General features: G+C 43.2%; 14 protein-coding genes. 9 read left to right on the top strand and 5 right to left on the bottom strand.

Annotated features, from left to right (window positions below; all coding sequences use genetic code 11):
- Positions 1 to 7: 7 nt before the first annotated feature.
- The gene (locus tag JMW94_RS08955; RefSeq protein WP_201604069.1) at positions 8 to 2161 is read right to left on the bottom strand and encodes a heavy metal translocating P-type ATPase; all 2154 of its coding nucleotides are present in this window, start codon (positions 2159 to 2161) and stop codon (positions 8 to 10) included.
- A gap of 152 nt (positions 2162 to 2313) precedes the next feature.
- On the opposite strand from JMW94_RS08955, the gene cadR reads away from it, so the two are divergent.
- Entirely contained in the window at positions 2314 to 2724 is a 411-nt protein-coding gene (gene cadR, locus JMW94_RS08950) for a Cd(II)/Pb(II)-responsive transcriptional regulator (RefSeq protein ID WP_060490874.1), read from the top strand.
- Between the two features lie 141 nt (positions 2725 to 2865).
- On the opposite strand, the gene JMW94_RS08945 is transcribed toward cadR, so the two are convergent.
- Complete coding sequence (locus JMW94_RS08945; RefSeq protein WP_201538998.1) at positions 2866 to 3060, bottom strand: heavy-metal-associated domain-containing protein; 195 nt, start codon at positions 3058 to 3060, stop codon at positions 2866 to 2868.
- A gap of 151 nt (positions 3061 to 3211) precedes the next feature.
- Between JMW94_RS08945 and JMW94_RS08940 the strand changes: the two genes are divergently transcribed.
- From JMW94_RS08940 to JMW94_RS08925, 4 genes are all read left to right on the top strand, one after another.
- Complete coding sequence (locus JMW94_RS08940; protein WP_201604067.1) at positions 3212 to 5689, top strand: heavy metal translocating P-type ATPase; 2478 nt, start codon at positions 3212 to 3214, stop codon at positions 5687 to 5689.
- Between the two features lie 65 nt (positions 5690 to 5754).
- Positions 5755 to 6147 carry a Cu(I)-responsive transcriptional regulator gene (cueR, locus tag JMW94_RS08935; protein WP_201604065.1) on the top strand — a complete coding sequence of 131 codons (393 nt, stop codon included), beginning with the start codon at positions 5755 to 5757 and terminating at the stop codon, positions 6145 to 6147.
- A 662-nt stretch (positions 6148 to 6809) separates the two neighbouring features.
- A complete protein-coding gene (locus JMW94_RS08930; RefSeq protein ID WP_201604063.1) occupies positions 6810 to 8255 on the top strand; it encodes a dihydrolipoyl dehydrogenase family protein in 1446 nt (481 codons plus the stop codon).
- A 440-nt stretch (positions 8256 to 8695) separates the two neighbouring features.
- Positions 8696 to 9442 carry an SDR family NAD(P)-dependent oxidoreductase gene (locus tag JMW94_RS08925; RefSeq protein ID WP_201604061.1) on the top strand — a complete coding sequence of 249 codons (747 nt, stop codon included), beginning with the start codon at positions 8696 to 8698 and terminating at the stop codon, positions 9440 to 9442.
- Between the two features lie 542 nt (positions 9443 to 9984).
- Here JMW94_RS08925 and JMW94_RS08920 read toward each other — a convergent pair.
- From JMW94_RS08920 to lipB, 3 genes are all read right to left on the bottom strand, one after another.
- A complete protein-coding gene (locus tag JMW94_RS08920) occupies positions 9985 to 10452 on the bottom strand; it encodes a hypothetical protein (protein WP_201604059.1) in 468 nt (155 codons plus the stop codon).
- A gap of 161 nt (positions 10453 to 10613) precedes the next feature.
- Entirely contained in the window at positions 10614 to 11144 is a 531-nt protein-coding gene (locus JMW94_RS08915; RefSeq protein WP_010198287.1) for an inorganic diphosphatase, read from the bottom strand.
- Between the two features lie 208 nt (positions 11145 to 11352).
- Positions 11353 to 12135, bottom strand: coding sequence for a lipoyl(octanoyl) transferase LipB (gene lipB / locus JMW94_RS08910; protein WP_201604057.1), 783 nt, complete (start codon positions 12133 to 12135; stop codon positions 11353 to 11355).
- 602 nt (positions 12136 to 12737) lie between these two features.
- On the opposite strand from lipB, the gene JMW94_RS08905 reads away from it, so the two are divergent.
- The 4 genes from JMW94_RS08905 to msrAB all read left to right on the top strand — a co-directional run bounded on the left by JMW94_RS08905 (position 12738) and on the right by msrAB (position 19610).
- Positions 12738 to 14222, top strand: coding sequence for a coniferyl aldehyde dehydrogenase (locus JMW94_RS08905; protein ID WP_060490881.1), 1485 nt, complete (start codon positions 12738 to 12740; stop codon positions 14220 to 14222).
- Positions 14223 to 14590: 368 nt separating this feature from the next.
- A complete protein-coding gene (locus JMW94_RS08900; RefSeq protein WP_201604055.1) occupies positions 14591 to 16522 on the top strand; it encodes a glycine betaine ABC transporter substrate-binding protein in 1932 nt (643 codons plus the stop codon).
- A 75-nt stretch (positions 16523 to 16597) separates the two neighbouring features.
- On the top strand, positions 16598 to 17506 hold the full coding sequence (locus JMW94_RS08895; RefSeq protein ID WP_201604052.1) for an ATP-binding cassette domain-containing protein: 909 nt from the start codon (positions 16598 to 16600) through the stop codon (positions 17504 to 17506).
- A 289-nt stretch (positions 17507 to 17795) separates the two neighbouring features.
- A complete protein-coding gene (msrAB, locus tag JMW94_RS08890) occupies positions 17796 to 19610 on the top strand; it encodes a bifunctional peptide-methionine (S)-S-oxide reductase MsrA/peptide-methionine (R)-S-oxide reductase MsrB (protein ID WP_201604050.1) in 1815 nt (604 codons plus the stop codon).
- Positions 19611 to 19957: the final 347 nt, after the last annotated feature.

Raw genomic sequence — 19957 nt, 5'->3', positions numbered from 1 at the left:
ACTGTCATTAACGGGAAGACACTCCTTTAAAACGCAGTAAACGCAATGCATTCAGCGTGACCAGTACCGTAGCACCAGTATCTGCTAGCACAGCAATCCAAAGTCCTGTCACGCCGAGCACAGTGGTTATCAGAAATATGCCTTTTAACCCAAGTGCAAATATGACATTTTGATGGATATTTCTCATGGTGGCGCGGGATAAGGCAATAAGGTTAGCAACGTCCATCACGCGGCTTTTTAATAGGGCAATATCAGCCGTTTCGATAGCCACATCCGTGCCACTTCCCATCGCAATGCCAATGTCTGCCGCTGCCAAAGCGGGTGCATCATTGATACCATCACCAATCATCGCTATTTTACTACTGCTTTGCATCTCGCTGAGTAGACGCAGCTTGTCCTCAGGTAACAGCTCAGCTTTCCACTCTATATCTAACTGACTGGCAAGCGCTTTTGCCGTACGACTGTTGTCACCTGTGAGCATGACGGAGCGCACGTTCATCTTGTTAAGCTGGGCAATGGCCTGCTTTGCATCTTCTCGTAACTCATCACGTAAAGCGACCAATCCGAGCGCATCCCTCGTATGCTCATCAAACAAAATAGAAACCGTTTTACCATCATTTTGTAGCATCTCAATTTGAATCTGCTGCTCAGCTGGCAACATCACTTTCTCAGCGACGTAGACTGGTGAGCCGATGGCCAAAGAGCGTCCAGCGACAGTGGCATGAACGGCTTTGCCTGCCGTAGCAAAGGCATTAGAGGCATCAGGTATTACTACCTTAGCGGCTTTGGCATGATCCACAATAGCCCTAGCAAGTGGATGACTAGAGACGGAGTCGACACTCGCAAACAGTGACAGTAGTTTATCGTGACCCTCAGCAGCGGTATGCGCTGTTTTAAAACCAATAACATCGGTTACGCGTGGTTTTCCTTCAGTCAAAGTACCCGTTTTATCAAAAGCGACGGTACTGACCTGACCCACCAACTCCATGACATTACCGCCTTTGATAAGCAGTCCATGGCGCGTGCCGACCGCCAAACCTGAGGCAATAGCGGCAGGTGTTGACAGCACAAGGGCACAAGGACAAGCTATCAATAATAGCGCCAAACCACGATATAGCCATATTCCCCATTCTGCTCCCATCAGTAGAGGTGGGATAATAATCACTAAAGCCGCAATCGCCATCACGATAGGCGTATAGTAGCGGCTAAAGGCTTCAATAAATCGTGCAGTCGGTGCTTTAGACGCTTGCGCTTGCTCTACAAGTTCGATAATACGCGCAATCGTATTATCTGCCGCTGTTTTTTCTACGCGTATTTGTAGTACCCCATCAACGTTGATAGATCCAGCAAAGACCTCAGCGCCTATGGTTTTGGCAACAGGAACAGATTCTCCAGTTACAGGTGACTCATCGAGGCTAGAAACACCTTGAACAATCACTCCGTCAGCAGAAACTCTATCACCGGGACGCACAAGCACCTTATCGTTAATCTGTAATGCAGTCGCTGCCACCTGACATTGTTGTCCTTGCGCGTCCAATAGAATAGCAGTCTTTGGCACTAGTGATGATAACGCTCTGATGCCAGCGCGCGCACGATCAGCTGCGACGCTTTCTAATAGCTCACCAACCGAAAATAGGAACACCACGGCAGCAGCTTCTTCTGCCTCTCCAATGATAAGGGCGCCGATAGCCGCAACAGACATGAGCATTTCAATTGAAAAAGGCGAACCTACTAACGCCAATGCAAAAGCTTTACGGGCGAATGGTAGGACACCGATAGCCACAGCGGCAATAAAAGCCCATGCGCCATATTCAGGGAAAATTAAAGACAACATATATGCGGCACTCATCAAAAGCCCAGTACCAATAACCTGTTTGCCTTTTATGGTTTGCCACCAGCGCTGATCGTTTACCGCTGCTTGACCACCATCAATACCCATCTCATTTTGTTGACTCGTTAACGCTGATACGCCAAACCCTAGGCGCTTAATAGTCTTTTCGATATCTTTAACGTCAGTACTTGTATCAGGTTCTAGAGTTAACTCTAGCTTTTGAGTCGAAAAGTTTAGCTGAACCTCAGAGACACCAGGCATACGTGTTAGTGCCCGCTCAATTTTGCCAACACAACTGGCACAGTCCATACCTTCAATATGATATTGCATAGTTATTTATCCTCTTATTAAAGACATTATGGACCCTATAGTAGCTTCAGGGTCAAGGCTTTTAACGACAAAGGGGTTTGATTTTTTATCAGCAAACCTTATAGTTACTTTATTGTTTTAGATAATAGAAAATACTATTTAAGGAGATACACATGCTAATCAAAATTGGTGAGCTTGCCACGCGCACAGGGGCGACGGTCGAAACCATTCGCTATTATGAGAAAGAGAGGTTATTACCGGAGCCTGCGCGTAGCCAAGGCAATTATCGTTTGTACAATGAGGCGCATTTTGAGCGTCTACAATTTATCCTGCACTGCCGTACGCTCGATATGACTTTGGATGAAGTACGAACCCTGCTTCAGTATAGAGATAAACCTGAGGAAAACTGCGGTGAGGTCAATGTGCTATTGGATGAGCATATCGATGCGGTAGAAACACGTATGGAAGAGCTGGTACAATTAAAGCAACATCTACTAGCGTTGCGGCAAAAATGCGCAAGTGAAGCGCTAGCTGAATCCTGCGGAATATTGCATGCGCTTGCCGATAACTCCTGTCATAAATAAAGTATTCATTTTGGTAACATTATCCACTTTTCATACGTAAAAGTAGACATATCACCAAACGCGCGTGGTCAATAAATTCAAAATGATTCAGCCCATAATCCTTTCTGTTAATCGTATAGACTGCGCGTCTATCAGACTGATTCATTGCACTTGTGCAGGGAAGCCAGCCTTTGCTAAAGCAGCCGTCATCTGCTCAACACTTGCGATGGTTTCGATACTGATCACTTTGGCTGCTAAATCAATGTCAATCTTGGCGTTTGAGTCGATATCGTGAATGGTTGCTGTCACACCACGAGCACAGCCGCCACATTTCATATTTACAATCCATAGTTTCATAGCCTTTCTCCAAATAAGTTTTTATTTCATCACTAAGCTTAAGCCTTGTCATGATGGTAAGGTCAAACACATTTTAAAAAAACAGGCTTGACCTTACCATCATGTCAACCTCTATGCTGTTGATAACAGATTGAACATGATAGAGGGTGTTATGAACTCAGAAAATAATAAGTCTTATCTTTACAATGAAACATTGCCAATTGAGGGTATGACCTGTGCTTCCTGTGTGGGACGAGTGGAAAAAGTATTAAAAAAAGTTGAAGGTGTTGAAAATGCTGAGGTGAATCTAGCGACTGAAAACGCCATGATTTCCTCGTCTCAACCTTTAGATCTAATTGCAGTAACCAAAGCCGTAGAACGAGCCGGTTATAAGGTCTTGACCTCTCAGCCGATTGAGTTGTCGATAGAAGGTATGACTTGTGCTTCCTGTGTTGGACGGGTAGAAAAAGCATTAAAAAAAGTCGAGGGCGTACAACAAGCAAACGTCAACCTTGCTACTGAACGCGCATGGGTACAAGGCAACGCTCAAGTACAGAGCAGTGATTTGATTCAAGCCGTTAAAAAAGCGGGATACACGGCTAAGCAGATTGAGCAGAGTGTAAGTGTTCAACAGGATAAAAAAGCCACGGAGCAGCAACAGTTGAAACGAGATTTGATGATCTCTTTAATTCTAGCCGTGCCTGTTTTTATTCTAGAAATGGGGTCACATATGATTCCAGCTTTTCATATGTGGGTCATGGGCAATATCGGCACGCAACAAAGCTGGCTGATTCAATGTGTTTTGACCACGCTGGTACTCATCTTTCCAGGCCGACGTTTTTATCAAAAAGGTATTCCAGCATTATGGCGCTTTGCTCCAGATATGAATTCATTGGTGGCTGTTGGAACACTGGCGGCTTATAGTCTTTCGCTAGTCGCAACATTTATTCCACAAGTTCTACCTGAAGGCACTGTGAATGTTTATTACGAAGCGGCCGCTGTGATTGTAAGCTTAATTTTATTAGGGCGTTATTTTGAGGCAAAAGCCAAAGGACGTACCTCTCAAGCCATTCAACACCTAGTGGGTATGCAAGCAAAAACAGCACGTGTTCACCACAATGGGCAAGTGATTGAAGTGCCGATTGCAGAAGTGACCACAGAAACGATTGTTGAGATTCGTCCCGGTGAGCGTGTTCCAGTCGATGGTGAAGTCGTTGAAGGTCAAAGTTATATTGATGAATCCATGATTACAGGTGAACCCGTGCCTGTCAAAAAACAAGTGGGTGATCAAGTGGTCGGAGGCACGGTCAATCAGAATGGGACCTTGAATTTTCGGGCGACTGCTATCGGGGAATCGTCAGTATTGGCACAAATCATTCGCATGGTTGAACAGGCTCAAGGGTCTAAATTACCGATCCAGGCATTGGTCGATAAAGTCACTATGTGGTTTGTCCCCATGGTCATGCTCTTAGCCACTCTGACTTTTGCTGTGTGGTTTATTTTTGGTCCTGACCCTGCTTTGACGTTTAGTCTCGTCAACGCCGTTGCCGTCCTAATCATTGCTTGTCCCTGTGCAATGGGATTGGCAACACCTACCTCCATTATGGTTGGCACAGGTCGCGGTGCAGAAATGGGCGTCTTATTCCGCAAAGGTGAAGCATTACAAGCTTTACAGGAAGTGAAAGTCATTGCGGTCGATAAAACTGGTACATTGACTGAAGGCAAACCAACCTTAACAGATTTTCATGTCCAACAAGGGTTCGAACAGAACCAAGTCTTGCGCATTGTGGCATCGGTTGAAGCAAAATCTGAACATCCCATTGCCCTAGCCATTGTTCAGGCCGCAGAGCAACAGAATATTAGCTTATTACCGATTACCACTTTTGATTCTGTGACGGGATTTGGAATCAAAGCAGAAGTTGAAGGTCAAGCCGTTCATATTGGTGCTGATCGTTATATGCAGCAATTAGGACTTGATGTTACTCCCTTTAAAGACGAAGCCGCGCACTTAGGACAAGAAGCTAAAACCCCCATATATGTCGCGATTGATCAGAAATTGGCTGCTATTATTGCCGTTGCAGATCCTATTAAAGACACCACTTATGCCGCGATTGCAGGTTTACATCAACTGGGATTAAAAGTAGCAATGATTACAGGGGACAATCGGCATACAGCGCAAGCGATTGCAGCAAAATTACATATTGATCAAGTGATCGCAGAAGTGTTGCCTGATGGAAAAGTAGATGCAATACGCCAACTGCAACAACAATATGGACGAGTGGCTTTTGTTGGTGATGGTATCAATGATGCGCCCGCTCTCGCTCAAGCTGATGTCGGTCTAGCGATTGGGACAGGGACAGATGTGGCCATTGAAGCTGCAGATGTGGTGTTGATGTCAGGTAGTTTACAAGGGGTTCCTAATGCGATTGCTTTAAGTAAGGCCACCATCAAAAATATTCGACAAAATCTATTTTGGGCATTTTTCTATAACATTGCTTTAATTCCAATTGCCGCAGGGGTTTTATATCCAGCATTTGGAATTTTGTTGTCACCTATTTTTGCAGCAGGCGCAATGGCGCTATCCTCTGTTTTTGTGCTAGGTAATGCCTTACGCTTAAAGTATTTTCAGGTACCAACGATTAAAGCCTAGGTTATATTAAGATAGGGTCAAAGTAGCCGTTTGGCTTTAACCCTTTTTATATCAGGAGGAAAGTTATGAATATCGGTCAAGCGTCAGAGCAATCAGGAATCTCTCCCAAAATGATCCGCTATTATGAACAAATCGGGTTGCTTGATGCCGCAAAACGCTCAAATTCAGGATATCGAATCTATTCTAAACAAGATATAAAAGACTTATGCTTTTTGAGACAGGCTCGTGATTTAGGTTTTTCCTCCAAACAGATGAAAGAGTTGCTTGATTTACGGAAAAATAAAGATCGGCAGAGTGCTGATGTTAAACAATTGACACTGAAACACATAGAAACCTTAAATCAGAAAATAGCTCAATTGCAAGATATGGTAAGCTTATTACAAATTTCTGCTGATCATTGCTCAGGTGATATAAACGCAAATTGTGCCATACTAGAAGATCTTGAACAGGGCAAATAAAGTAAATTACATATAGTGTTATCTGTTTTTTTCTGCATATTTCAGTCTAAAAAAACATGTGTCTAAAAGAATACTTTCAGAAAAAATTAAGGCTATGGTTCCCTAGTGAGGACTTGAATCTATAGCTATAGGCTAATGATATTAACGTTTCAAATCGCTGAAATAGTCACAGTGTACTTTATAGTGTACAGAGCGTTAGTTTTTCAAGTTTAAGAAGCCTTGGATAGAACTATTGCTGAAGCTTTAAGTGCACTATAAGAGGTTATTCTACCAACTGATAAAAAGAATCCTTTAAAGCTTCCTCAAAACTCCAATATGGAGATGATTTACTATAGTTTATAGTGGTAAAAGTAGGGTGTTTCTTTGACTAAATTTTTGGCGCTACGCTCGCTTTTCTTTATTATCGTGTCTGTCGATTATAGAGGCGACTCTAGCTGAGATTAAAACTAGTAATGTTCCTGCTACCTCGACACCACTGTCAGTTTAGTTACCGCAAATACAGCAAACGTCCGCCAACAGAAACGTTCACTAACGGTACAAAAATCAGGGTTGTTGTATGTTTCAATTAAACACTTAAATTATGCCCTTCGATATGTTTGTTTTGAAAGAAATAGGCGTTAGCTGGCGATATATATTCATTAATGCCTTAAACTGGGAAATATATGAAACAAGATAACCAATCAAAAAATAACAATTCAGAAAATAAAAATAATAAAAAGACAGTCATCGTAGTTGGTGGCGGTCCAGCGGGTGTACAGGCTGCCCTGCGTGCGCATGAACTTGGCGCAAAAGTTACCCTGCTTGAAGCCAATAAACTGGGTGGTACTGCCTTTAATGAAGGTCCTGCACCAGTGCGAACGCTTGCTCGAGCTGCACGTCTGCGTACTGATACGGCGCTCTACCCACAATTTGGATTAATAGGGAAGACGCCCGCTGTCGATTTTAAGGCGGCAATCGAAAATGCCAATCGCGTTGCCGCGCATGCCAATGAGGTGTGGCATTTGACAAAAATAGTTGAATATCAAGGTATAGAGGTCATAGACGAGGTTGGTCCAGCCCACTTTATGAATAACAAAACTTTAGAAATCGGTGACGGACGCCAGTTTAGTGCTGACCAAATCATTATAACCGTTGGCGGCAAACCCAGAAAGCTCTCTATTCCGGGCAACGAATTAGTACTTTCTTTTCATGACCTATGGTCAATGACAGAGCTTCCAGAAAGGGTAACCATAGTCGGTGGATCGGCAACCGGATGCCAGCTTGCCTCCATTCTCCTTGATTTTGGCGCAAAGGTCGATATCATTGAATTCGCTGATCGCTTGACCCCGCAAAGCGACATTGATATATCGCGTAAGCTTGAAGCAGCCTTTACCTCACGCGGTATGAACGTCCTGACTGGTGCAGGGTGTGAATCCATCGCGAAAGAAAACGGTCAGTTAAAAGTCACCTATAAGCATGACGACCAAATAGACTCATTAATGACCGATGCGGTGTTCTTGATGGTGGGTTGGTCTGCAGATTTAGAGGGACTCAATCTTGAGGCCACTGATATTAAAGTAGACGGCCCGTATATCGAAGTCGATGACTATTTGCAAACCAATGCAGAAGGGGTATACGTTGCAGGAGATGCAAACGGTATCAGCATGTTTGTCCAAAGCGCGGCTCATCAGGCCAAAGTTGCCGCACAAAATGCTATCTCTGATACAGCAGAAAAATACGCCCCAAGAGCGATTGCCACCGGCAGCTTTACCGAGCCAGAATATGCCTCCGTAGGTATGACCCAAGCTCAAGCGGAAGAAGGTCATGACTGCATTGTTGAGATCATAGATTACACTGCGCTACCGCGCGCCGTTATGGATGCGCGAACCGACGGATTCTGTAAAATTATCATCGATAAAGAGACACAAGAGCTATTGGGCGCGCATGTCCTCGGCTCTTACTCTGCCGAGGTGATTCAGGTTGCAGCCACTTGTCTGGCGGCTAAAATGAAAATTAACGAAATAGCCAATTTAGAATTGGCATTTCCGACGTTTACAGAAGCCTTGGGTATGGCCGCTCAACGCATCTGTAGAGACTTGCGTGTAGAGAATAAAGAAGTTAAAGAATAATTCTTTATTTACTTTTCTATAGCAATAATAGCGATACTCTCAATAACCTCAAACAATATCACTCAAACAAATACTCACTAAAATAAGGCTTTCAACGCGGTAAACTAAAGGTGGTAGGTAAGATCGAAGTCTCTTTAGTTTCAGCTTTAGTCATCATCGGTATGATCGCTGTTATGGTTCTAGGAGTGGTGAATTATTTAACGCCGCGTGCATGTACTTTCGTAGAAAGATATAAAAAGTAGAAAGATATAAAAGCGGAAGCTACTAAACTAAGAAATTATTAAAGTTAGATTTACTATGGCCATTAAGTTCATAAGCAACTTGCTTTAAGTTCTTTCAACTTTTAAGTGTGTAATAAATTAAGCCTACTATAAGAGCAAGCGTTTGGTGCTTTGGTTTAAATTCAATAAAAATTTATAATTAAACAACAAAGGATTATTATGAAAAATTTAAAAGATCATGTCATTATTGTTACTGGTGGGGCGGCAGGAATTGGTGGTGCAATAACCACTGTGCTAGCCCAAAGAGGCGCATCTGTTATAGCGGTAGATCTTGATGACGCTGCCGGTCAGCAGAAAGTTGACAGTAATCCTGATCATATTGCATTTCTTAAGGGCGACATCTCTAAACCCTCAGTTGCTGAAGAAGCGGTAAAGATGGCTGTTTCAAAGTTTGGAAAACTTACGGGTGTGGTAAATAATGCACATGCCTCCAGACAAAAACCTTTAATGGAGCTTACCGAAGAAGATTGGTCTTTATCTATGGATACCGGCTTAAAAGGAACTTTGAACTTTATGAAAGCGGCCTATCCAGAACTTAAAAAAACAAAAGGTGCTATCGTTAACTTTGGCTCTGGTGCCGCGCTTAATGGTCAAGAAAACCAAGGCAGTTATGCTGCTGCTAAAGAAGCGATTCGAGGATTGTCACGAGTTGCGGCAAACGAATGGGCGAAAGAGAGCATTCGTGTCAATATTGTTTGTCCATTGGCATTAACCGAAGGTGTTGCAAACTGGAAGGAAGCCCATCCTGACCAGTACGAAGAAATCGCTAAAAAGAATCCCATGAATCGTTTTGGCGATCCCAAAACAGATATCGCACCAGTAGTGGCGTTTCTTTTAAGTGAGGATAGTCAATATATGACTGGTCAAACGCTGATGGCAGATGGTGGTGATATTAAATTAAGATAAAAGTTGTATAACTAATATTGGACAAACGATTATCAAGCAGTCGTTTGTCCTTTTTTTTGTAATCTAGAGCACGGCATCACTCTTTAATAAATAAAAAACTGACTCTTTTGAGGCTTGCTTACTGGTTATGATAGTGTGTTCAAGCTCAATAGGAGTTAAGAATTTTATATGCTAAAGTTCTCGTCTCGGTCTAACCAAGATACTTTTAATCTGAAAAAATATGATTGCTTCTTATATGTTTGTGACTCTAGTGATAGTTAGCATTTACGTAGCGCCTGTTTTAATTATACTTTTAATCGTACTTATCACGATGAATACGATTAAGACAAACAAAAATATTGTTAAGACAATTAAAGTTTTATAAAAAATCCTTGCTGTTATATTTGTTTTGGATTTGATGGTTCTTTCATACATATGGGTCAATATTGGTAGGTTTTATTAGCCTATACCCCAAGGGAACCAGCTATCTTACTCTTCAAACCTATTAACAGACCACTTATAACAGACTATAAAAAATTTAACACGACGATATCCTGTCCTAGTTAACCAAATACCCGCCATAATATCCAAAATAATCCAGCCATAATGATGGCAATCACCAATAGCCGTTTCAGCCAATAAGGCATCAGCGGTTTTTTATAGCCTAAATCATTAAGCTGGCTGTCCACACCATTTTGTAGGCTCTTGAATCCTCGACTTTGCTTAGTTGTTTTGACGCGATTTTTGATCAGCTGTCCAGTTTCATCCTCAGCACCTTGCTCTCTATCAAAGCTTATAGCATGGTTAGGAATGCCTTGCTTGCTGGCGATAGTGTTGAGTTTTTGCTGCTGCTTCATCTTTAGTTGTGTCTCATAGGCATCAATCCTATTCTTGGCATCATCCATACTAATGTCTTCGTCTGCCGCCAAAGTTTTGATCGCCATCACTAAATTGTTTTTTTCGATCATCATGATGACGTCTCTTGGCAGCTTTGGATTGACTGATTTTGAGCTAGGGTCGGGGTTAAACATGACTGTCCTTATGGCGATATGAAAAATAGGCATCGATAGTTTTGATTATTATAACCATTTTACAGCAGTAATATTCAATCAAAAAAATACCGCAATCACGATAATGACTGCGGCATTTTAATAGCTATCCTTTATTAGCATTTCTGCCAATTTTTGATGGCCTATAGGTCTTTCCAGCGTTGGATAGACTCTTTGATGACTTCTTTTGCTTCTGCAACATCGCCCCAAGATTCAACGACCGTAGTGCCTGGTTTTTTCAGATCTTTATAGTGGCTGAAATGGAACTCTAACTGGTTGATTAGCTGCTTTGGTAGATCCGCTAGGCTGTTATAAGCATTGCCTGTATCACGGTCGTCAGCAGGTACGACGACGATCTTGTCATCGACTTCGCCATCATCAACGAACTTCATCACACCAATGACTTTGGCTTTTAAGAAAATACCAGTTGGTAGCGGCTGCTCAGTCAGTAATAATACATCAAGCTCGTCACCATCTTCGTCAAGCGTTTGCGGGATAAAACCATAGTTACAAGGCTTGGCAAAAATCTGTGGATCAATACGATCAAGCTCAAATACTGCCAGTTCGCGATTCCACTCAATTTTATGGCTGCTACCAGCTGGGATTTCTACTACTACGTTGATAATGCCGCCGTCTACATCGCCTGCGTCCAAAATTTTGTTAAAATCTGCCATAAAGTACTCCAATTTGCTTTTGTTTTAAGTGCTTGAATAATAAGTGATGATAAAAGAATAACGTCGCGGCACTGCGATATTATCACTGTGCCCAATATGTGCCGCCTGCGATTATAACAAGTTTGACTCAAATTTTCTCACAATGCTTAAGTCTAAGCGTGCACGATATTATGCAAAAAAAGATTATGCAAAAACGGACTCAAAGACCTCACTTGGGTGCGAGTGCGCGTAGCTCAATGAGTCCAGCATGACGCTTAGCAATGTTATCAATAAGTTTTTGGGTCACTTGCTCATAGCTTAAGGCTTCACCAGTTTGTTCATCTGACTCTTTTTGCATAGCCGTAAAGTCGGATAACCGTAACATTTGCATCCCCGCATAGCCGCACGGATTAATCGCATTAAATGCGGACAAGTCACAATTTAAATTAAGCGCGATACCGTGATAGCTAAATCCATGTTTAATTTTGAAGCCTAACGATGCCATTTTTCCAAGCATAATTTTATCATCCGCTACAGATGTATCAGCATATAGATAAACACCGGGTGCGTCACGGCGCGCATGGGCGCTGATGGCTGTTGTGTCTGATGAAGCAGGATTTTGCAAACAGTCATTGATGACGTCTTCGATTGCTTGCTCGGCATGCGAGACCAAGTTGCGCACACTCCAGCCCAAGCTATTCAAATCGAACAACCAATAAATAACCAGCTGCCCGTGACCATGCCATGTCACTTGACCGCCGCGATCCGTTTTTATAATAGGCGTATTGGTACGTTGCAAGATGTGCTCTTCTTTACCTGCTTGCCCTAAAGTATAGACATCATTGTGATCGACAATCCATAATTCGTCAGGTGTGCGCAGTCCTTGCTGTTTTTTTAAGTCAATACGCGTAAGTGTACGTGCTAGCATCGCATCGAGAGTGGGAACGTAATCGGCTGTTGTTAGAGATTTGCTGATCAGTGTGTCATTAAGCTGTTGCGTAGTGTTTTGCATGAGAGTCGCAGTCTTATTGTGGTCTGGTTCGAAGAGGTGTATCACTGATATTCAGTCGTGATATCGATAGTGAGTGTAGCAGTTTTTGCGATTGGTACCCAAGATTATCTCTGGTCACGCTGTAAAACTCAACAATCAAAACACTGATAAACGCCCTAACGGAGTAGCCATAATAAGCAAAAGTTCTCAGTGCTTAATATGAAATTTCTAGCATTGTGATGCGTGTTTATAGACACTTATTTCATACAGACGCAGTAGTCAACTTAATGTGCTGTTCATTGATTCGTTGATGCGCTACATTAAAGTGCAATGAATGGAATCGCATTACTTATGTTCCGGGGTTGCCATCAATGTAACCCGCTGATTAGGGCGTGTCCTCAATTCAATCGATTACTTTCTAAATGGGCTAAAAATAGCTAAATTTTGCCAAACATCGTCAAATAGCTTATTAATATCTCGATATTATTTGCGCTACTTTTCTTGTTTGACGGCAATTTATCTCATGTTTATCACCATTTTTAAAATGAGGACAAGCCCTAGAAATACAGAGTCTCTAACCCAATAGAGTATATTGACTCCAACGCAGATGACAAGGAAGATAAATGACAGATAATAATCAAAACATGAATGAGCAGACCTCAATCGACACGGATATGTTGCAGCAACCAGTGCCAAAATCGCCTAGTATTGCTAATACGGTTGATGAGATGCGAGCGCAATTTTCACGCTTACAAACACTCAGTCGCACGCAGCCAATCAATGACTGGGCCACTCGTGAAACCCAACTAGACAGTCTGGAAATTATGCTTAGCGATAACCAAGCCAGTTTCGCCAAAGCGATCAGTGCCGACTTTGGTTATCGTAGCGAATCAGAGACCCAGTTTGCCGAGTTGTTTCCTAGCTTTACTGGTATCAGTCATGCCAAAAAGCACGGTAAAAAATGGATGAAAGTTCAGCGGGCTTCTATTTCAGCGCTGTATATGCCAGCTCATAATGAAATTCAGCCTCAGCCATTGGGCGTGGTTGGTATCATGGTGCCTTGGAACTATCCGTTATTTTTAGCAGTAGGACCGATGATTGATGCGCTCACTGCTGGCAACAGAGTTATGATCAAGATGAGTGAAGCGGCACCGCAGTTCGCCCAAGCATTTGCCAGTGCGATTGCTCGTTATTTTTCACCAGACATGATTTGTGTAGTACTGGGTGAGGTAGACATTGCGGTTGCTTTTAGTGAGCTGCCTTTTGATCATCTGCTTTATACGGGCTCTACAGCTGTGGGCAAAAAAGTCATGGCGGCGGCGGCTCCTAACTTAACACCCGTCACGCTCGAGCTGGGCGGTAAATCACCGGTCGTCGTGTTAGAGGGCGCAAACTTAGAAAACGCCGTCAATCGTGTGATGATGGGCAAAACACTAAATGCGGGTCAGACCTGTATTGCCCCTGATTATGTGCTGATTCAACGCCAATATCATGAAGAGTTTATCCGTTTAGCAAAAGAGTGGATGGAAAAGCACTATCCAAATATTGAGAGCAATACAGATTACTCACGTATTATCAATGGCGAGCAATTTAAGCGTGTCAAAGGCTATCTAGATGCATTATCGAGCGACGGGATTCATAAGCTCACTGATGCTGAGTCTAATATCGAAACGCGTCTAATGCCGCCTGTCATCGTGAGTGAGCCTGCCCCTGATAGTGATGTGATGCAGGACGAGATTTTTGCGCCGATTTTGCCATTGATGCATTACGATACGCTTGATGATGCCATTCATTTTGTCAACGAGCGACCACGCCCACTGGCGTTATACGTTTTTGGTGATAACTACAACGCCCTAGAGAAAGTACGTAACAATACGGTCTCTGGTGGCCTATGTATTAATGAAGTGCTGATACATGTTGCCCAGCATGACTTACCGTTTGGCGGGGTTGGCGATTCAGGAACCGGTGCTTACCATGGTAAAGCGGGATTCGAGCGTCTTAGCCATATGAAACCAGTATTTGTACAATCCAAGTTAAATGGGTTGAATTTGTTGTTGCCACCTTATGGCGGGTTGTTTAAAAAAGCCATGGCAATGTTTTTAAAATAACAAATGCTAAAGCGAGCAAAGTTGACATAGCTTTCTTTCAAGCAAACAAAAATACTTAATCATTGTGAGTAATCATATAAGCAAAGTCAAAAAATAGCATCTATCTTAATAGGTGCTATTTTTTTGCATAAAAGTAAGCGATAAAAAATTAATGAGCATTTGTCATCTTGTCTATAAATCGCTACACTTTGTAGTGAGTCTAAACGATAGTAGTATTAGTTTTAGATGAAGACGTTGTCTAGTCTTCAACGACTGAATGAGCCATCAGCGACTGAATGAGTCATAAGTAGTACACGCTTGGCGTAAAGCAATAATGTTATTGACTTGGGCGTTCATTTCCATAATAAAAATTATAAATAGGATACCTTATGCGCCAATGGATTGCGTTAAGTTTACTATGCATGAGCGTGTTGTTACTGCCAGTATCGGCATCAGCAGCTTGTGATGCACCAATCAAATTTGGCGCTCTGACATGGGAGAGCGGTCAATTTATCTCTGGGGTGCTTAAGTACATCGCTGAAGATGGCTATGATTGTACAATTGAAGAGGTGCCGGGTGCTGGTCCTGCACTCGAAACGGCATTGTCACAAAACGACATTCAAGTGATTGGCGAGCAGTGGGTTGGACGCTCGCCAATTATGGAACAAGCCATCGAGCAGAATAAAGTGGCAGTCATCGGTAATACGCTCAAAGGCGGTGCAACTCAAGGTTGGTATGTACCCAAATATGTATTAGAAGAAAACCCAGGTCTACGCAGTTATAAAGATTTGCCTAAATATGCTGAGCTGTTTAAAGATCCTGAAGACCCTAGCAAATCACGCTTTATGAATTGTCCGTCTGGTTGGACGTGTGAGATTTTCAATACTCGCTTGCTGAAGAATACAGGTTTAGATAGTATTTTTAACAATGCCCACCCCGGAACTGGCGCGGCTCTCGATGCCGAGATTGCTTCCGCGTTTGAGCAACATAAGCCACTACTGTTTTATTACTGGCAGCCTACGGGCTTGATGGCAAAATATGACTTTGCGCCTCTGGCGTTTCCTGCTCATAAAGATGCCTGTTGGCAAGACTTATTACGAGCGGATGGCACCGCCGATTGTGTGTCTGGATTCCCTGTCTCACCTTTAGGTATCGCAGTATCTACCCCCTTCATTGAATCCAATCCAGAGCTTGCTGATGTCTTTAAAAAAGTTCAGTTTAGCTCCGATGAGCTCAATGGTGCTATCTTGGAGATGAGTGAAAATAAACGTAGTGGCGATGAGCAAGCACTAGCATTTTTGCGTAAATATCCGAGCGTCTGGCAAGCATGGTTGTCTGATGAAGCAGCCAGTAACCTTGCGGCTAAGCTAGGCATCAGCTTAACGGGCGAGGCTATCACTGCGGATGCAACCGTCTCTAGCACTAATCGATCGACCTCATTATCGAGCTTTCCTTCATGGTCGCTTGAAACCCCGCTTAATAACACATTGGCAAGCGTTGTCCAAAATTATGGCGATGTGTTTCGTACCGTCAGTACTATGGCTTTAACCTATCTATTGCTACCGATTGAGCGTCTATTAACCACTATGCCGCCTTGGCTCATCATTGCGCTTGTGAGCGTATTGGCATGGTTTGGCGTCCGTAAAATCTGGTTTGCACTGGCATGTGGCGCCGGACTGTTTCTCATTGGCGCATTTGGATTATGGGGCGCATTGATTGATACCTTGGCACTGCTCATCGTATCAGTGTTGGTGACCGTCGTGATTGGTATTCCTATTGGCATTGCTATGTCGGGCAGTAAAATTCTTCGCAAGGTTGTGACGCCGATACTGGATGTGATGCAGACCATGCCAAGTTTTGTCTATTTGATACCCGTATTGATGCTATTTGGGATTGGCAAAGTGCCTGCGCTATTTGCCACTATTATTTATGCCTTGCCGCCACTGATTCGGCTGACGACATTGGGGATTACCCAAGTCAATCACGAGATGGTCGAAGCAGGGCGCTCGTTCGGTAGCACACACTTGCAGCTGCTCATTTGGATTAAATTGCCGCAAGCATTACCCAGTATTATGGCGGGCGTGAATCAAGCGGTGATGATGTCGCTCTCTATGGTGGTGCTCGCTTCTATGATTGGTGCACCGGGGCTTGGCGAAGATGTGTTGCAATCGATTCAAACGCTTAATATCGGTCAGGGCTTACAAGCAGGCACGGCGATTGTCATCGTTGCCATTATCATTGACCGTATCACCCAAGCGTTCGGTCAAGGTAAGCGTGCTCGGCAAAAAACCATCGATGCTGGCAGGCATCCTATTGGTTGATTAACAGTGCCATGGTCGAATGTTCAACACGCCCTAATCATAATGATAACTAGAAAAATAAAAATGAGAGCCATCATGAATCATATTCAATTGGAAAATATCAGCAAGATTTATAATGCCAATTGCTCGCAAGCAAAGTCTGCATTGGCATTACTAGCAGAAGGTATGGATAGCATTCAGGTAAAGGAACAAACAGGCTATTCGGTCGGGCTTTATGACATCAATTTAAGCGTTAAAGCAGGTGAGCTGCATTGTATTATGGGCTTGTCAGGTTCAGGAAAATCAACCTTGATACGCCATATTAATCGTTTGATTGACCCAACTAGCGGTAAAATATGGGTTGATACTTCTATTAATGCTAAGCCGTCTACTATTACTAAGCCCTCCACTAATGCCAAACCCTCTGCTGATTTATTAGAAAATGGAAGATCATCGCCTGCTATTAATATTTTAGAGCTAAATGATAAAGCGCTACAGCATTATCGCCAGCAGACAATCAGTATGGTTTTTCAGCATTTTGGTTTGGTGCCACATATGACGGTGCTGCAAAACGTCGCTTACGGCTTGCGAGTGCGAAAAATGAGTATCAAAGAACGCCACGAGGTTGCTCGGCACTGGCTAAATGAAGTTGGGCTATCAAACTTGGAGAAAAGTTACCCTGATGAGCTGTCAGGAGGGATGCAGCAGCGTGTCGGGCTGGCGCGTGCCTTAGCAACCGATAATCCGATATTGCTGATGGACGAGGCTTTCTCTGCCCTTGATCCCCTCATTCGTGCCCAATTACAAGACCAACTACTTGAGCTACAAGCACGGCTAAACAAAACCATCGTCTTTATCACTCATGATATCGATGAAGCGATTAAGGTCGGTCAGCGGATTAGTATTTTAAATGGCGGGCGTTTGGTACAAACGGATACACCCAGTGAATTGCGCCACAACCCAGCTGATGATTATGTGGCCCAGTTTATGCGTGCCAAAATTTAATTTAAAAATAATACGACGTTTTTTTAAATGTTGTTTTATAAGTTACACCTGCAAAATGATAGGTTTCTGTCTATATCATTATTCTTACACTGTTGTTAAAAAAGTGTAGCAACCCCTTAGTTACTATTAAAGTAAACTCCATCATCGATGTATACTATTAAGATACTCTAATATTGTGTTAGCTTTGCTAAAGTCTCGATTTATCCACTCTCATTGACCACGTAAGAAGACCATGAGCGAGCATAAAAACTCAGTTTATGATCGTAAGACTTCGTAAAAAGGACCTCGCATGCCGCATAAGAAAATTCGCCATAATGATCGTAGTCATACTAATAAGTTAGCGACAGACTCACCACGTGATTCATCACGTTGGCTAAAGAACATCAGTGCCGTTGGTGTCACGACAGTACTGAGTGCTGGCATATTGGTCGCTTGTGGACAGATGAGTAGTGCGGAGAGCAATGCAAGTAGCACGACCAAATCAGCCAAGCAAAACAGTGGAGTGACTAGCTCACGTGACATGCTGCCTTCCGATATGCTTGGACAAATGCGAGCGCTGCCGCAATTGACAAAAGGCTTAGGTGACACGGGCACAGCAGTCATTGATCCTAATAAACCAACCTTGATTAAATTTTGGGCAAGCTGGTGCCCATTATGCTTGGGCACGTTGGCAGAAACCGAAGAATGGCGTACCGATCCCACGTTCGCTGATTTAAATGTCGTGACTGTTGTCAGTCCCGGTCATCTAAACGAAAAAGCCGATAACGACTTTAGCACTTGGTATGCAGGCGTCCAAGCAGACTATCCAAAGCTACCAGTATTGTCTGACGCTTCAGGCGAGCTGATTAATAAGCTTGGTGTGCAAGTTTATCCAAGCTGGGCGATACTCGATAAAAGCGGCAACTTGGTGCATTTGGTGAAAGGCAATATATCGGCAGAGCAAGCCTATGCTCTCGCTGAAAATGCCAATAATGATTTTGCTGAGCTTAAAACAGGTAGTGCTAAACCAGCAAACGCGCAAACCTTAGACAACAACAATAAAATTGAAACTATCAAACAAAAAGAGGGCGTTTATTATAACGATAAAGGCAAAGCGATTAATACACGCTCAATCTACTTGGCGGGTGGCTGCTTCTGGGGCGTAGAAGCTTATATGGAGCGCGTCGAGGGTGTGGTCGACGCTGTATCAGGCTATGCCAACGGCGATACCGCCAATCCAAGCTACGAGCAAGTGATTCGTGGCTCAGGTCATGCCGAAGCTGTCAAAGTCACTTACGATGCGGATAAAACAGATCTTGATACTATCTTAAAATACTACTTCCGCGTGATTGATCCAACCAGCCTCAACAAACAAGGCAATGATCGCGGTGTGCAGTACCGCTCAGGCGTTTATTACACCGATAAAGAAGATAAAGCAGTGATTGATGCTGCCCTCAAACGTGTGCAAAGCCAGTATAAACAAAAAATTGTGGTAGAAAATGAGCCGCTAGACAATTTCTACTTAGCTGAAATGTACCATCAGGATTATCTGGCAAAAAACCCAAATGGCTATTGTCACGTTGATTTAAGCCTTGCCGATGATAAACCAGAAGGCACTGCGCGTACCAAGCTTGCACCTGCAAGTACCGTTGCTGAGACTTTAGACCCTAAGCGTTATGCAGGATTTGATAAAGGCGCGCTCAAAAACACCTTGACCAAAGCACAATACAATATCACGCAAGATGCCGGTACTGAGCGCGCCTTTAGCCATGAATATGATAATTTATTTGCGCCGGGTATCTATGTCGACGTGGTGAGCGGTGAACCTTTATTTTTATCAACCGATAAGTACCAGTCTGGCTGTGGTTGGCCAAGCTTTACTAAGCCGATTGATATGCAAGTCATTACTCAGCATGAAGACACCGCTTTTAATATGGTACGCACTGAAGTTCGCTCGCGAGTAGCAGACTCACATCTGGGTCATGTATTCCCTGATGGGCCAAAAGATCGTGGCGGGCTGCGCTATTGTATCAATGGCGGTGCGCTACAGTTCATTCCAGTCGATGTGATGCCGCAGTCAGGCTATGCGCCATTAGTGAAGTTGGTTAAGCCTGCAAAACCTTAACTATTAATACTGATAATCGACTTTATATAGAGACGTTAAGATAATTCTTAGCGTTTTTTTTATGACTGATGCCTTGAGCATAATTACTATCACAGCATTATGGTTCGTTTTATTATCGTTGTATTTTTGCTGTTATAGCCGTTGAGTTATGAAAAACCAACCAAACTTCGTTATACTCAAAAGCTGAGCGTTTTCTATTATTAATACTTTTATCATCTAGCGCCGTAAAACCACGTCCTTCTAGGGCGTGGATATCAGGCGTCAACCGTTGTCACCTAAGATTGAACATACCTTGATAACCAAATACATTGAGATCATAATTACCCCATGAAAACGCTCAAACTACG

The organism is Psychrobacter immobilis (genome assembly GCF_904846185.1).
GTDB lineage: Bacteria > Pseudomonadota > Gammaproteobacteria > Pseudomonadales > Moraxellaceae > Psychrobacter > Psychrobacter immobilis_B.
Note: the sequence above shows the minus strand (reverse complement) of the source record. Positions and strands in the feature narration are given on the sequence as shown.

What these genes read in the sequence shown, in the direction of transcription:
- JMW94_RS08925 (WP_201604061.1), top strand. Translation starts at nt 8,696, where the DNA reads ATGAAAAATTTAAAAGATCATGTCATTATTGTTACTGGTGGGGCGGCA.
- JMW94_RS08895 (WP_201604052.1), top strand. Translation starts at nt 16,598, where the DNA reads ATGAATCATATTCAATTGGAAAATATCAGCAAGATTTATAATGCCAAT.
- JMW94_RS08920 (WP_201604059.1), bottom strand. Translation starts at nt 10,452, where the DNA reads ATGTTTAACCCCGACCCTAGCTCAAAATCAGTCAATCCAAAGCTGCCA.
- msrAB (WP_201604050.1), top strand. Translation starts at nt 17,796, where the DNA reads ATGCCGCATAAGAAAATTCGCCATAATGATCGTAGTCATACTAATAAG.
- JMW94_RS08945 (WP_201538998.1), bottom strand. Translation starts at nt 3,060, where the DNA reads ATGAAACTATGGATTGTAAATATGAAATGTGGCGGCTGTGCTCGTGGT.
- JMW94_RS08930 (WP_201604063.1), top strand. Translation starts at nt 6,810, where the DNA reads ATGAAACAAGATAACCAATCAAAAAATAACAATTCAGAAAATAAAAAT.
- cadR (WP_060490874.1), top strand. Translation starts at nt 2,314, where the DNA reads ATGCTAATCAAAATTGGTGAGCTTGCCACGCGCACAGGGGCGACGGTC.
- JMW94_RS08940 (WP_201604067.1), top strand. Translation starts at nt 3,212, where the DNA reads ATGAACTCAGAAAATAATAAGTCTTATCTTTACAATGAAACATTGCCA.
- cueR (WP_201604065.1), top strand. Translation starts at nt 5,755, where the DNA reads ATGAATATCGGTCAAGCGTCAGAGCAATCAGGAATCTCTCCCAAAATG.
- JMW94_RS08905 (WP_060490881.1), top strand. Translation starts at nt 12,738, where the DNA reads ATGACAGATAATAATCAAAACATGAATGAGCAGACCTCAATCGACACG.
- JMW94_RS08900 (WP_201604055.1), top strand. Translation starts at nt 14,591, where the DNA reads ATGCGCCAATGGATTGCGTTAAGTTTACTATGCATGAGCGTGTTGTTA.
- JMW94_RS08915 (WP_010198287.1), bottom strand. Translation starts at nt 11,144, where the DNA reads ATGGCAGATTTTAACAAAATTTTGGACGCAGGCGATGTAGACGGCGGC.
- JMW94_RS08955 (WP_201604069.1), bottom strand. Translation starts at nt 2,161, where the DNA reads ATGCAATATCATATTGAAGGTATGGACTGTGCCAGTTGTGTTGGCAAA.
- lipB (WP_201604057.1), bottom strand. Translation starts at nt 12,135, where the DNA reads ATGCAAAACACTACGCAACAGCTTAATGACACACTGATCAGCAAATCT.